11 protein-coding genes and 1 pseudogene are annotated in these 13,832 nt (G+C 51.0%); 6 read left to right on the forward strand and 6 right to left on the reverse strand.

Translation table 11 applies throughout. The annotated features are described in order from the left end of the window. Positions 1 to 6: 6 nt before the first annotated feature. Both ribA and ACXAGR_RS07135 read left to right on the forward strand, forming a co-directional pair. Entirely contained in the window at positions 7 to 621 is a 615-nt protein-coding gene (ribA, locus tag ACXAGR_RS07130; RefSeq protein WP_474848971.1) for a GTP cyclohydrolase II, read from the forward strand. Positions 622 to 740: 119 nt separating this feature from the next. Next, complete coding sequence (locus ACXAGR_RS07135) at positions 741 to 2,066, forward strand: DUF3300 domain-containing protein (protein ID WP_474848973.1); 1,326 nt, start codon at positions 741 to 743, stop codon at positions 2,064 to 2,066. A gap of 54 nt (positions 2,067 to 2,120) precedes the next feature. Here ACXAGR_RS07135 and ACXAGR_RS07140 read toward each other — a convergent pair whose 3' ends face one another. Together ACXAGR_RS07140 and ACXAGR_RS07145 are read right to left on the reverse strand one after the other, a co-directional pair. Beyond that, on the reverse strand, positions 2,121 to 2,996 hold the full coding sequence (locus tag ACXAGR_RS07140) for an ATP-grasp domain-containing protein (RefSeq protein WP_474843654.1): 876 nt from the start codon (positions 2,994 to 2,996) through the stop codon (positions 2,121 to 2,123). Between the two features lie 20 nt (positions 2,997 to 3,016). After that, positions 3,017 to 3,535 carry a YceB family lipoprotein gene (locus tag ACXAGR_RS07145; RefSeq protein ID WP_474843656.1) on the reverse strand — a complete coding sequence of 173 codons (519 nt, stop codon included), beginning with the start codon at positions 3,533 to 3,535 and terminating at the stop codon, positions 3,017 to 3,019. 76 nt (positions 3,536 to 3,611) lie between these two features. On the opposite strand from ACXAGR_RS07145, the gene ACXAGR_RS07150 reads away from it, so the two are divergent. The 4 genes and pseudogenes from ACXAGR_RS07150 (at position 3,612) to ACXAGR_RS07165 (ending at position 6,267) form a co-directional block, all read left to right on the forward strand. Beyond that, complete coding sequence (locus tag ACXAGR_RS07150; RefSeq protein ID WP_474848975.1) at positions 3,612 to 3,875, forward strand: hypothetical protein; 264 nt, start codon at positions 3,612 to 3,614, stop codon at positions 3,873 to 3,875. Beyond that, positions 3,848 to 4,093 (forward strand): annotated as a pseudogene (locus ACXAGR_RS07155) (CorA family divalent cation transporter); the annotation flags it as partial. The gene ACXAGR_RS07150 and the pseudogene ACXAGR_RS07155, both read left to right, overlap by 28 nt. A 159-nt stretch (positions 4,094 to 4,252) precedes the next feature. After that, a complete protein-coding gene (locus ACXAGR_RS07160) occupies positions 4,253 to 5,734 on the forward strand; it encodes a methyl-accepting chemotaxis protein (protein WP_474848977.1) in 1,482 nt (493 codons plus the stop codon). Continuing rightward, complete coding sequence (locus ACXAGR_RS07165; RefSeq protein ID WP_474848979.1) at positions 5,731 to 6,267, forward strand: DUF6436 domain-containing protein; 537 nt, start codon at positions 5,731 to 5,733, stop codon at positions 6,265 to 6,267. Before ACXAGR_RS07160 ends, ACXAGR_RS07165 begins: the two co-directional genes overlap by 4 nt. A 221-nt stretch (positions 6,268 to 6,488) precedes the next feature. Here the strand turns inward: ACXAGR_RS07165 and ACXAGR_RS07170 are convergent, their stop codons facing one another. The 4 genes from ACXAGR_RS07170 to ACXAGR_RS07185 all read right to left on the reverse strand — a co-directional run bounded on the left by ACXAGR_RS07170 (position 6,489) and on the right by ACXAGR_RS07185 (position 13,768). Then, positions 6,489 to 7,430 carry a histone deacetylase family protein gene (locus tag ACXAGR_RS07170; RefSeq protein ID WP_474848981.1) on the reverse strand — a complete coding sequence of 314 codons (942 nt, stop codon included), beginning with the start codon at positions 7,428 to 7,430 and terminating at the stop codon, positions 6,489 to 6,491. Beyond that, positions 7,427 to 9,268 carry a GNAT family N-acetyltransferase gene (locus ACXAGR_RS07175; RefSeq protein ID WP_119503259.1) on the reverse strand — a complete coding sequence of 614 codons (1,842 nt, stop codon included), beginning with the start codon at positions 9,266 to 9,268 and terminating at the stop codon, positions 7,427 to 7,429. Before ACXAGR_RS07175 ends, ACXAGR_RS07170 begins: the two co-directional genes overlap by 4 nt. 194 nt (positions 9,269 to 9,462) lie before the next feature. Next, complete coding sequence (locus ACXAGR_RS07180; RefSeq protein WP_474843665.1) at positions 9,463 to 12,573, reverse strand: efflux RND transporter permease subunit; 3,111 nt, start codon at positions 12,571 to 12,573, stop codon at positions 9,463 to 9,465. A gap of 34 nt (positions 12,574 to 12,607) precedes the next feature. Next, positions 12,608 to 13,768 carry an efflux RND transporter periplasmic adaptor subunit gene (locus tag ACXAGR_RS07185; RefSeq protein ID WP_474843666.1) on the reverse strand — a complete coding sequence of 387 codons (1,161 nt, stop codon included), beginning with the start codon at positions 13,766 to 13,768 and terminating at the stop codon, positions 12,608 to 12,610. Positions 13,769 to 13,832: the final 64 nt, after the last annotated feature.

Consider the following 13,832-nt stretch of genomic DNA (forward strand, 5'->3'; position numbering starts at 1 on the left):
AGTGCAATGACCAGTAAGCAACCGAAGTACGAATATATCAGTTCCGCCAAACTCCCTACCCGTATGGGTGAATTCCGCATTCACGGCTTTGTTGAATTAAGCGGACAGGAACATGTGGCATTATCTTACGGCTCGTGGAAAGAAAGCGACACCGTGCCGATTCGTATTCATTCAGAATGCCTTACCGGTGATGCTTTATTCAGTACACGTTGCGATTGTGGCTTCCAACTGGAAAAGGCCATGCAAAATATTGTCGACCACGGTTTCGGTGTGATTCTGTATTTGCGCCAGGAAGGCCGGGGTATTGGCCTATTGAATAAAATCCGCGCTTACAACCTGCAGGACAGCGGCATGGATACCGTAGAAGCGAATGAGCATCTGGGTTTTGATGCAGATTTACGCAGCTACGATATCTGTAAACTCATGCTGGATACACTGAAAATCGGCAAAGTAGAGCTGATGACGAATAATCCCCGCAAACTGAAAGCGCTGGAAGACTTAGGCGTTGAAATTGTTGCCAGAAAGCCCATCGATCACGGCATGACAAAAGACAACAAACATTACCTGAAAACAAAAACCGAAAAGCTCGGCCACGTTTTCGACCCTCACATGTTCAAATAATTCTGACAAACCTGAACCACCCGTAACGGGTTGGTTCAGGTTTGGTTAATGTATAACCGGCTATAACGTTTCATATACTGACTACATTCCGTGACATTTTGCGGAATAACGGAGTGACTATGAAACCTGTTACCTTTGCCGTTATCGCTTCTCTGGCTGCCGGAACCCTGGTACTGCCATCCACAGCATTCAGTGCTGCAACACAGCAGATACAGCAGCAGAATGCGACCTATACCGATGCTGAACTCGACAGTTTGCTGGCGCCGGTTGCCCTCTATCCGGACACCATTCTTACCCACATTCTCATTGCATCCACTTATCCTCTGGAAGTGGTGGCTGCTGACCGCTGGCGTCAGGCTCATGCAGAAATGGACAGTGAGGAAGTGGAAGACGCAATTGAAGATTTCAACTGGGATCCCAGCGTTAAAGCAATCGTACCTTTCAGCGACATACTGCATACTTTAAGCAATGATCTCGACTGGCTACAGGCCCTTGGCGACAATGTACTAATCAGTCAAAGCCGTGTACTGGCCAGAGTTCAGGTATTGCGTCAGCACGCACTGAATGCCGGCACACTGACAAACAATGAATATCAGCGCATTGAGCGTGATCGTGAAGTGATTGTTATTGAACCGGTACGCAAAGAAATTGTGTATGTTCCCTACTACGATACGCGGGTAGTTTACGGCAGCTGGTGGCATCCGGCCATCGCCCCTGTGTACTGGCATCACCCTGTTCACTACCATCAAACCGCGTCTTTCTACTGGAATCCCGGGATCCGGCTGTCTACTACCTTCTATTTCGGTGGTATCAGCTGGCACGATCGCCATGTGATTGTTACCCGCCGGCCGGTGAAGCGCTTTTACTATGGTAGTGACATCAAGCGCTCTTACAGCCGTGATTATCAGCCATGGCAACATAGTGCGGAGCATCGCCGGGTGCGCTATTCAGACCGCGTCGTCAGCACGAAAAACACCCGTTACATCAATGACGCCCGGCCTGTGAGGCATAAAGTGGACTACAACAGCTCTTCCCGCAGCGCGCCCACTGTTGTAAGCCGCTCTGTTGTTAACAGACAGGAACCGGTCAGCCAGAAACATGTGAAACGGTATACCGGCAATGAAACAGATAAGCGCAGTACTCCGGACAAACAATACCGTCAGATTGAGCCACGGGCCAAAGGACCGGAGACTAACAACATTGTACGCCAGTCGCCGGACGTAAAGCGCTACACGCAGCCGGTACAGCAGGAACGTCAGGTTAAACAGTACAGGGCTCAGAACAGCTACGCCGCACAGGGAAATGGCAGAGACGCAGCCGTGAGCAGAAATCAGTATGCGGGGAAAAATAATGTCTCCCGCCAACAATCGGCTCCACGGCCGCAATATCATCAGCAAAGCCGGGAGAAAGTAAGTAACGGCGCGAGAATGCGGGACAAAGATTAACGCCGCGTTTTATTAATAAGGGCTCAGTCCGGCTGCAGCCCTTTTTTGTTTTCTTCAGCCTTCACCGTGACGGCTTACAAACACATCAACAAAACGGGCGGCGGAGGATTCATCGATATTAAAATAGAGCGATGGCTCAATGAGTTCCAGCTCCATAATTGCCCAGCCTGAATCAGTCCGGATGAGGTCGACTCTCGCATACAGATAGCTGTCAGGCATAGCATTGAGTGCTGCTTCACACACACTTAGCATGCCAGCATCAGGGGTAAAAGCGGATAACCTGCCACCGTGCTCTTCCTGCACCCTGAAGTCTCCTTCCTGAGGTTGCTTCAACAAAGTGTGACTGTACTGCCCGCCAAAGTAAAAGAGTGAGTACTCACCCTCGCCGGTAACACTTTGTAAAAAAGGCTGCACCATTAACTTACGGTTATGAAAAAGCTCACTCAGTTGAGCGGTGTAGTTTGCTGCATCACGACGATGAATGCGAAACGTATCGTCAGCATTAGCGCTCAGCGCCGGTTTGATCACCAGCTCGTCTGTTTCGAATACTTCAAATTGCTTAACAAACCAGTCTGCCGAAAAAGAGTCTGCCCAACTTGTAGGCACTACCGGTACGCCCTGACTTTCCAGCGACTGCAGATACGTTTTTTCAATGTTCCACTTCATGAGAGACAAGGGGTTGTGAAGCGTGGCCTGTGAAGCTTCAATGCGCTCAAGGCACGCCATAAATCCATCAGGATCCTGCTGATAATCCCAGGGACTTCGCACAATCACATGGCTAAATCTGTTCCAGTCCACGGATCCATCCCGCCAGGCAACGGTTTCAACATCGTAGCCATGTGCGTTGAAATGAGGGATAAGCATTTCATCGTAAACGAAGAAATCTTCAAGGGCCGACGTATCCATTGAAAGAAAAGCAATCACAGACATAACTACTCCGTCCGGACAGATTAAAATTCGATAACCAACTGACCACTTTCCACACGCATATCCCGTGGCAAACGGTTACCCAGTATAGACAGGTTCAGATCTTTAAAATTCACCAGCAGGATCACCGGTGCAGACTGCCCTTTAAGCTGTTCAGCCCAGCGCAGGATGTCCTTCTCATTTTCCAGTGTGCTGCTCAGCACGTTAAAATCATCCAGTTTGGGGCGGATGATCTGCAACTCGCCTTTACTGCCGTCATAAAACAGTTCACCACTTAATCTGGCTGCCGCTTCCATCTTCTGACCGCCCTGCGTACCCAGCAAATTCACTTCTACAGCCACGTTATTATCAGCTTGCAGAAACAATGACGGGTCGCTGATAACAACCTTCATATCCTGGTAATACTGCGTTTGCGGAAAGGTCATCCGCACAACCTGATTCAGGTCCTGCTGAGACAAACGAAACGTAAATGCCTGTGCCTGCGTAACAAAAAACATCATTGCTACAGTTAACGCAAAGGTGAAACGGGTTAGATTACGCATAAGACCTCGTGGTAAATTTAGCTCGCGCTACTTTAACACAGACACAAAAATTAACGCAGCACAGGGATCCCATATTATGACGGGTACAGCATTTTTAACCGCCTACATTATCTCAGCTGACGGCAATGCCCGGGCGCTTGAGCAGAACGAACTGACAAAGCCCTGCCAGCCTGATGAATACAAATGGGTGCACGTACAAAGTGACGCACTTGACTCTGCAGCTATTCTGGCAGATTTATCAGTAACCAGCGCCATCAGTGATGCGCTGTGTGCGCCTGAAACCCGCCCGAGGGCTATGCAGCTGGATCATGGCGTGCTGTCGTCCTGCAAGACGAGTTGAGAAACCGGATTGCTGACCAGCAAGGAATGCGAATGTATGTACTGTCCATGGTCACCGCCATCTTCCTGCCACTGTCTTTTCTTACCGGCGTATTCGGCATGAATGTAGCCGGACTGCCGGGTACAGAATCTCCGGGCGCGTTTACCCTATTGATGAGTGCAATGGGCGGACTGGCCGTGGTTATGCTGATTGCGATGCTGTGGAAGCGGTGGCTGTAAAACGAACAATTTAAGCGACAATTGCGCCTGATTAGACAAAAGTGCCATGGAGCAGTACACATATGCGTACTATGCTATGCAATAATTTGATCTGGCGCACATCGTTGACAGAAAGTTGTCCTATACTCAGTGCGTAGATATTTACATTTAGGACGCCCCATGCAATATCCCTGGATTCTTGACGGTCACAGAATCTTTCGCATTATATTGCCCGTACAGTTTGCGCTTGCTGTAGCAATCGGTTTTTACACCGGCGAACTGTTACCCGCCTTTATCTTCGGTATTCCTATTGTCGCACTGCCGCTGTTTTTCAGTTTTACCCAACCGGGCTCTCTGCTAAGCAGGGCGACAATCGCCATTGCCGTGCAGTTGATGGCAGCACTGCACATTAACCAGACCTTTGGCCTCATTGAGTGGCACTTCGAAATATTCGTTCTTCTGGCCATCCTTGTTGTATTCCGCGACTGGCTGGTAATTGGCATTTCTACCGCCGTTGTTGCGGTTCATCACATCGGCTTTTTCGTACTGCAGACTCAGGGAGCGGGTGTTTTCATCTTTGAAGAAGGGCACATCACTTTCTTCATTCTGGTTTTACATGCCCTGTTCGCTATTGCTGAATGTGTGGCGCTTATGTATGTTGCCAAACGCTCCCACGACGAAGGCGTCAATGCGTTTGCCCTCAGTAATACGGTATCTCAGGTACTCGCACAACGGGACCGCATTGACCTGACTATTAAAATCCCGCAGGACAACAAAGGCATCAGTCAGTTTGCTGATTTGCTCATGCAAATTAAGTCTCTGGTGGCCAACGCCCGCCAGTTAACTGACAAAGTGGCCTCGTCCAGTGAAGTCATAAAGTCAGCCACGGTAGAACTGAGCCGTACCAGTGCCGAAAGTGCCAATGAGGTCAGCAGCGTTTCATCCGCCTCTGAAGAAATTGCAGTGTCGATGCAGCTGACGACAGAAAGAACCCAACTTGCCAACGATAAAACCAGTCAGGCTTCCTCACTCACCGGCGATTCAAAGCAAGCCATAGATGCAACGGCAAGCTCCATCGCTTCACTTAAGAGTGTGCTGACTCAGGCAGCAAAAACCAATGCCGAACTCAATGAACGGTGCAGTAACATTTCAGATGCCATGCGCTCTATCACCGCGGTAGCCGAGCAAACAAACCTGCTGGCACTGAACGCGGCAATTGAGTCCGCCCGTGCCGGCGAACATGGTCGCGGCTTCGCGGTGGTAGCAGACGAAGTTCGCACGCTGGCAATCCGCTCGAAAGAAAGTGCGGATGAAATCACCACCATTACCGAACAGTTAGTTGCCAGCACCGCCAGCTCCGTGGAGCAGATGCAGACCTGTATTACTCTGGTAGACAAGGCAGTAGAAGATTCCTCCAATGCCAGCTCAGCCATGTCTGAAATTGAAGGACAAATTTCGTCGGCCTCTGAGCACATGACTGAAGTGGCAAGTTCTGCCGTTGAACAGGAAGCCGCTTCCCAGTCTATTGCGGAAAGTACGGCGAAAATGCACGAGCTGTCTCAGGAAGAAGCCGCCACAGCAGCGCAACTTGAGCAACAGGTAGTACAACTTTCTTCACTGTGCAGGGACATGCAGGCAGCCATACAGAAATTCAGCGTATGATGAAGGGCAAAGCCAGCTGGCTGTTGATGATTGTCTGGCTTTGCTTATTAATGACCGGTCTGTGGGTGTACGGCGGGAATCAGACAGTCCCTTTTGATCCCGACCTTTTCCTCACATCCGCTTCGCAGGACAAAGACTTCGATACACGTTTTGTTTCTGAAATGGCAAAGGCCGGCATCACTCCCGGCACCATCGTTCACCTTGAAGCAGACACGCCTTGTTTCTGCAATTCCCTGAGCCGGCAGCATCAGAAAGAGCTGACAAACCTGCTGCAGGATGGCGGCTACAATTTTAAAACACTGAACATCAACGAATATTCTTCGCTCGTTGCTGAAATCCCCAGCTTTCCAGCCGTTGCCGTCATCGACAGTAAAAACCAGCTCCGGTATCTGGGTGCTTATGCAACAGGACTCGGCTGCTATACCGGCGATGATCTTGTCACCACTATCGCCGCAGAAGTACAAAAACCGGATTTCAACGGCGCCATGCTGAACATAGCCGGCGAAGGCTGCTATTGCGCAGTCAGAAGCTGACGGCGGAGTGGTGCGCAGAGCGGGGAGCAAAGTAACCCGCAAAACTCGCTGTAAATCCATCCCTGGAAGCTCGGCAGCCGCATCCATGCGGCTGACGGTTTTGCGGGTTACTTTGCTCCCTGCGGCTCTTTACGAACACCAGGCAGACTAACTTTCTGTAAAGAGTTTTGCAGGCAATATCTCTCTCCGCACGCGAAAACGACCACCAATGCAAACCAGAATCACGCGCCGCCGGTTTCGTTAGCGTCGCCCTGTAAGCCTTTAATGTGAGCGACAACGGAGCGGGCCAGGGCACTGTGGTTGTAGCCACCTTCCAGTGTGCTCACGATTCTGCCGTGGCAACAGGCATCAGCGACTTTTCGCAGTTCTGCGGAGATCCACTTGTAATCGTCTTCCCGCAACCGTAAATGCGCCATGTGGTCTTCTGCATGGGCATCGAACCCTGCAGAAATCAGGATCAGCTCGGGTTCATAGTTCTTCAGTGCATCGAACCAGTAAGACACTTTTTCCCGGAATGCTTCACCCGTAGCTCCCGCGTCCAGTGGCACACCGAGAATGTTGCTGGCAGAAACCGGTGCGCCGCTATGGGGATAGAACGGGTGCTGGAACGATGAGCACATCATAATGCGCTCATCACCAGCAATAATATTCTCCGTGCCATTACCGTGGTGTACGTCAAAATCCACAATGGCTACCCGGCTTAAATCATATTGTTTCAATGCGTAACGGGCGGCGACAGCAATGTTGTTAAACAGGCAGAATCCCATGGCCGATGCGTATTCTGCGTGGTGACCCGGCGGGCGCACGGCACAAAATGCCTGCCGGTCCTCTCCGTCCATTACCCAGTCAACAGCATCAATACCGGCTCCGGCAGCATACAGCGCAGCGCTCAGCGTAATGGGGGTCATACCGGTATCGTCTTCCACCCACACCAGACCCGTTTTCGGCGAGCGTTCAAAAATACTGTCGACATAGTAGGGGTCATGGGCTAAGACCAGATGTTCCTTTTTACAAGGTTTTGCATCGGCATGCTGGCAGGTCATTTCCAGGCCTGACGCCAGTAACTGATCGTCGATGGCATACAAGCGGTCCGGGGATTCCGGATGGTCATGCCCCACATCATGATGCAGGCAGTCCTTGCCGCGAAATATCCTCACTGTCACGCTTCATCCTCCAGTTTCAATTCCAGTTCAACATCGCTGGGATCACTGGAAAACAGGCGCTTAAAATTAGCATTCTCGAAAATCGCAATCATCGGCTTATTTTCAGCCCGCACATAGGCCAGCATGCGGCGCATCTTTCTGGCTTTGGCGATATCAATCAGTCGGGACAACAGCAACTTGGCCATGCCCTTCCCTTGCTGATTTTCACGGGTAACAAATGCTGCTTCGCAGGAATTATCTTCAGGATTAAAGTAGAACCGGCCCACCGCGTGAATCGTGATCCGCGAACCTTCCTGACGCACAATACACAAGGCCGCATCAGTGCGCTGATCCACACTCACCAGATTACAGGATTTCTCCCGTGACATTTGTTTAGGGTCATAGTTGTAACGCAGGCGCAGCGTCTCTTTCGTATGGGAATAGAAAAACTCCTGCAGACGACGTTCGTCTGCCGGGTTCAGCGGCCGCAGATAATAGGTCTCCCCCTGAATCACCAGTTTTTGTAACTGAATTGCGCCCAGTTCAGGAATATCCGTCGGGTACTTTTCCTGATAATGGGGCACCCAGTAATTCTTGCGGACCTCTTCCAGTAACTGCCCCCTGAATTTCGGGTGCGCCACACGGATAAGCTCCATGGCCCGTTCGCGGATACTCTTGCCCCGCAAAGACGCCACGCCGTATTCAGTTACCACGTAGTGTACATTCCCGCGGCTGGTCACCACGCCCGCCCCTTCTGTGATACAGGGCTTTATACGGGATACCGTTTCGTTTTTTGCCGTAGAAGGTAAAGCAATGATGGGCTTACCGCCTTTACTCATAGATGCGCCGCTGACAAAATCCACCTGCCCGCCAATGCCGCTGTAAAAATCGTAACCAATGGAATCAGCCACCACCTGTCCGGTGAGATCCACTTCAAGAGCACTGTTTATGGCTACCATTTTGTCGTTTTTGGCGATGTTGGTAGGCTTATTCACATAACTGCTGGGGTAAAACTCAATATGCGGGTTGTTATCAATGAAGTCATATAGTTTGCGGGTACCGATAGCAAAACTGGTCACCACTTTGCCAGGGTGAAAAGTCTTCTTCCGGTTGGAAATCGCACCGGACTCAATCACTTCAATAATACTGTCTGTGAGCATTTCACTGTGAATACCCAGGTCTTTATGGTGCAGCAGGTACTTTAATGTGGCGCTGGGAATTTTACCGATGCCGAATTGCAGGGTTGAGCCGTCTTCCACCAGCATCGCCACATATTGCCCAATCCTTTCAGTAATACTGTCTATGGGTGGCGGGGCTACCTCAACCAGCTCCTGGTCCGCCTGAATACATGCTGTAATTTCGCTGATATGAATATAGGAATGTCCTGATGTGCGCGGAACAGACTCATTGATTTGCGCAATCACAATATCGCAATGCCGGACAGCCGACATACATATATCCACCGATGCACCTAACGAGCAGTAACCGTGCTCATCCGGCGGACTCACGTTGACCAGCACCGCATCCAGTTGCAGTGTGCCGTCAGTAAACAGACTGGATATTTCAGATAAGAATACAGGCGTGTAATCAGCCCTTCCTTCATCCACAGCACGGCGCACTTCTTCGCCGCCAATAAAAAAGGTGTTTACCTTAAAAAGCTGCCGGTGTTGCTCCTTTGCCCAGCGCGTGTCGCCCAACGCCAGCATGTGCACCATTTCAATGTCACTGAAGCCTGTACTGTGATCGATTAGATCCTGAATGAGAGCATAAGGTACAGAGGCATTACCGCCTACAAATACACGACAGCCCGATTTGATGAGTTGGTTCCATACCGGTTTTGGAGGTAAAACCACAGCCATGTCAGCATTCTCCGCATCAATACGTTTTACAGCATGACCGGCATCTTGCCATATTCTGCTCTGAAGGTATTGATCGGAATTAATTTTTAAGACTAAAAGCGGACACGGAACAGACACGCAAGACGTTTAAAAGGCGGGAAATAAAAACGCCGCCCTGCAAGCTGCAGGGCGGCGTCATTCAGAAGTGCTACGGATTACTCTTCTTCAGTGGCTTTCTTTGCGCCAAACCACTTCACGACCATTACATAGAACATAGGTACGAAGAAGATAGCCAGGAAGGTTGCGGCGAACATACCACCCATTACAGCGATACCGATAGCGTTCTGGCTTTCAGAGCCCGCGCCGGAGGAAATAGCCAGCGGCGTTACACCCAGAATGAAGGCCATGGACGTCATCAGGATAGGACGAAAACGTTGCCTGGCGGCAGTCGATACCGCTTCCATCAAGTCCATACCGTGCTCGTACTGTTCCTTAGCGAATTCCACAATCAGAATGGCGTTTTTCGCTGCCAGACCCACTGTGGTTAAGAACGCTACCTGCAGGTAAACATCGTTCGGCAAACCGAATAACCACGCGGCGACTACCGAACCTAAAATACCTAACGGTACTACCAGCATAACGGCGAATGGTACAGACCAGCTTTCATAAAGTGCAGCAAGACACAGGAATACCACCAGAATAGACAATGCATAAAGCATAGGCGCCTGTGAGCCGGCGGCCTGTTCTTCATAAGACAAGCCGGACCATTCCAGACCGAAGCCCGGTGGTAACTGCTTCACCAGTTCCTGTGCCACGGCCATTGCTTCACCAGACGATACGCCCGGTGCAGGACTACCCTGAATATTCACAGCAGACACACCGTTGAAACGTTCCAGTTTAGGTGAGCCGTAATTCCACTCTACTGTAGAGAACGCACTGAACGCTACCATGTCACCATCGCTGTTGCGCACGAACCATTTTTCCAGATCTTCAGGATCCATACGGTAAGCGGCATCAGCCTGCATATACACACGCTTGATACGTCCGGCGTCAATGAAGTCATTCACGTAAGTAGAACCCCAGGCGATGCTGAGCGTGCTGTTAATATCACTGAGTGACAAGCCAAGTGCAGACGCTTTTTCACTGTCGATGTTAATCTTGAACTGAGGTACATCGCTCAGGCCATTCGGACGTACACCAACCAGCTTCGGATTCTGCGCCGCCATGCCCAGGAACTGGTTACGGGCATTCATCAAAGCTTCGTGGCCGTTACCGGCGCGATCGACCAGTTGGAAGTCAAAGCCTGTTGCGTTACCCAGTTCACGGATTGGTGGCGGTAAAATCGGGAATGCCATGGCATCTTCGATTTGCCCCAGAGCACCGTAGGCCTGGTTAATAACGGTAAACGCACTGCTGGACTCGTCCCGTTTCTCCCAGTCGACCAGGTGAGCAAAGGCCATCCCTGAGTTCTGCGCAGCACCGGTGAAACTGAAGCCGACAATGGTAAACATGTCTTTCACCACATCGCCTTTGGTGTCCAGGAAGAAATCTTCCACCGTCTTCATCGATTCCAGCGTACGGCCGGCTGTTGCGCCCGGAGGAGCATTAACCAGTACCATTACCCGCCCCTGATCTTCATCCGGTAAGAACGAGCCTGCCAGTTGACTGAAAATAAATGCCATGCCGCCAACCAGTACCACGTAAATCAGCAGGAAGCGTTTGATTTTACCCGCCATACCCACAGCCGCGCGCTCGTAGCCGTCACGACCTTTGTTGAAGTTACGGTTAAACCAGCCGAAGAAGCCTGTTTCACGCTTGTTCATCACATCTTTTTTGCGCAGCAGTACGGCACATAAAGACGGGGACAAGATAATGGCTACCAGTACCGAGAAGGTCATGGCTGCAACAATAGTGATTGAGAACTGACGGTAAATCGAACCGGCAGAGCCGCTGAAGAAAGCCATCGGGATAAACACTGTGGAAAGCACCACAGCAATACCCACCAGCGCGCTGGTGATCTGTCCCATGGATTTACGGGTTGCTTCCCTGGCAGAAAGCCCCTCTTCTTCCATGATACGTTCAACGTTCTCTACCACAACGATGGCATCATCCACCAGCAGACCGATGGCCAGAACCATGGCAAACATGGTCAGTACGTTAATGCTGTAGCCGAAGGCAAACAGAACCGCGAATGTTCCCATCAGTACAACAGGTACGGCAATGGTGGGTACCAGTGTCGCCCGCCAGTTTTGCAGAAACAGCAGCATCACGAAGAATACCAGAACAATGGCTTCCAGCAGGGTTTTAACCACTGATTCAATAGAAAGTTTGATGAACGGCGAGCTGTCAACCGGATACACCACTTCAACACCGTCAGGCAGGTTCACTGCCATTTCTTCAACTTTGGCTTTTACCCTTTCAATGGTGTCCAGTGCATTTGCGCCTGTTGCCAGCGATACTGCCATACCGGACGCCGGCTGACGGTTATAACGGGCAATGTAGCTGTAGTTTTCAGAGCCCAGTTCAACCCGTGCCACGTCTTTCACGCGCACCTGTGAACCGTCAGTGTTAACCCGCAATACAATATTTTCGAAATCTTCCACGGTACGCAGGATAGACTGCGCCGTGATAGTGGCATTGATTTGCTGACCTTCAATGGCCGGCAGACCACCCAGTTGTCCCGCTGAAATGTCTGTATTCTGAGTTTGTACTGCGCCCTGAACATCCACAGGCGTCATGTTGTAGCTGTACAGTTTGTCAGGGTCCAGCCAGATACGCATAGAACGCTGGGCACCGAATACACGGGTTGTACCCACGCCGTTCACACGGGAAATGGGATCCTGATATTCTGATACCAGCAGGTCACTCAAATCAAACTGAGACAAGCGCCCGTCTTTTGAGTAGAAACCGATAACCACAGCAAAAGTATCGTTTGATTTAGTCACGGTTACGCCCTGCTGCTGAACCTGTGTAGGTAACAGGGAGACGGAGCTTTGTACCTTGTTCTGAGTCTGAACCTGCGCGGTGTCCGGGTCAGTGCCAGGCTCGAAGGTCAGGGTAATCGTCATCCTGGTATTTTCACTGCTTGATGTGAAATAACGCAGATTGTCGATACCCGACAGGCTTTGCTCAATGATTTGGGTGACGGTATTTTCGATAGTTTCCGCAGAGGCGCCGGGATAAGACGCACTGATAGTTACCGAGGGAGGGGCAACCTTGGGATACTGTTCGATGGGAAGACCTTGTATAGACAAGAGGCCGGCCATGATTGTGATCAGAGCCAGCACCCATGCAAACACAGGGCGATCAATAAAAAAACGTGCCATAAAGAATGTGTTCCTGCCTGAAAATTAGTCGCGCTTACTGTCCGTTTTTCGCCTGAGCGTTACCGGCCTGCCAGGGTTTAGCATTCACCTGCATACCCGGCTGCACTTTCTGATAACCGGTCACAATGACTCTGTCACCAGCCTGCACGCCACCTTTCACCATGTACTGATCCTGCCATGCACCTGATACAGTGATCTGGCGGGGCTCAACTTTGTCCGACGCATTCACCGTCATGACCACCATCGAACCGTCTGGCTGACGTGTGGTCGCACGTTGCGGTACCAGTAACTCATCGGTGTTAGACAGCACCACGGTGGCTTTCACGAAAAGACCCGGCATCAACAGTGAATCAGGGTTAGGCAGTTCTGCACGCAGTGCAACCGCACCGGTTGTTTCATCTACCGTCACTTCAGAGAATTTCAGTTCACCCTGATGTTCATACGCTTCACCTGTGGTTTCATCCAGAATCAGCTTCACCGGCAGAGTGCCACTTTGCTGCATCGCTTTACGCAGTGTCAGAACACCTTTGCCGCTTTGCTGCATATCAACATAAACCGGATTCAACTGGGTAATGGTAGCCAGTTGTTGTTCCTGATTGGCTGTTACCAGCGAACCGACGGTGACATAGCTGCGGCTAATCTGACCGCTGATAGGGGCATACACTTTGGTGTAGTCTAAATCCACTTTGGCTAAATCTACCGCGGCCTGGGCGACACTGATTTGCGCTTCTGCCTGCTCGGCCTCAGCCAGTGCATCATCATACTCCTGACGGCTGACGGCGTTGCGGCTGAGCAAATCTTTATAACGGGCTGAGCGGGCTTCCAGCGTTTTCAAACTCGCCTGCGCGCTTTTCAGATCAGCTTTCGCACTGGCGAGCTGCGCAGCAAAACGGGCGTCATCGATTTGGTAAAGTTGCTGGCCTTTTTCCACCAGTGCACCTTCTTCAAACAAGCGTTCGGTAAGCACACCCTCTACCTGCGGACGCACCTGCGACTGGCGCATCGGGCTTACACGTCCGGGCAGTGTAACCGTGTGCTCTACCTGCTGACTGGCAATTGTCACTACAGACACAGAAGGTGCGGGTTGCTGACCACCCTGGCTTGCCTGAGCGGCCTGTTGCCCGTTTTGGTCAGAACAGCCACCGGCAACGGCCAGCGCTATCGCTGTGACGGCAGTTAAAAACAGTTTTTTCATAACAATAAGTCTTCCTGATACAGCCACGGGGGCTGGACAATTGCACATTAAAGGTTTACCTTCT

The sequence above is a fragment of the Alteromonas sp. ABH4_457 genome (assembly GCF_056160625.1).

Bases quoted from the DNA above. Each gene is read 5' to 3' on its own strand.
- ACXAGR_RS07165 (WP_474848979.1), top strand. From the start codon at position 5,731: ATGATGAAGGGCAAAGCCAGCTGGCTGTTGATGATTGTCTGGCTTTGC.
- ACXAGR_RS07145 (WP_474843656.1), bottom strand. From the start codon at position 3,535: ATGCGTAATCTAACCCGTTTCACCTTTGCGTTAACTGTAGCAATGATG.
- ACXAGR_RS07135 (WP_474848973.1), top strand. From the start codon at position 741: ATGAAACCTGTTACCTTTGCCGTTATCGCTTCTCTGGCTGCCGGAACC.
- ACXAGR_RS07140 (WP_474843654.1), bottom strand. From the start codon at position 2,996: ATGTCTGTGATTGCTTTTCTTTCAATGGATACGTCGGCCCTTGAAGAT.
- ACXAGR_RS07160 (WP_474848977.1), top strand. From the start codon at position 4,253: ATGCAATATCCCTGGATTCTTGACGGTCACAGAATCTTTCGCATTATA.
- ACXAGR_RS07180 (WP_474843665.1), bottom strand. From the start codon at position 12,573: ATGGCACGTTTTTTTATTGATCGCCCTGTGTTTGCATGGGTGCTGGCT.
- ACXAGR_RS07150 (WP_474848975.1), top strand. From the start codon at position 3,612: ATGACGGGTACAGCATTTTTAACCGCCTACATTATCTCAGCTGACGGC.
- ACXAGR_RS07185 (WP_474843666.1), bottom strand. From the start codon at position 13,768: ATGAAAAAACTGTTTTTAACTGCCGTCACAGCGATAGCGCTGGCCGTT.
- ACXAGR_RS07175 (WP_119503259.1), bottom strand. From the start codon at position 9,268: ATGGCTGTGGTTTTACCTCCAAAACCGGTATGGAACCAACTCATCAAA.
- ribA (WP_474848971.1), top strand. From the start codon at position 7: ATGACCAGTAAGCAACCGAAGTACGAATATATCAGTTCCGCCAAACTC.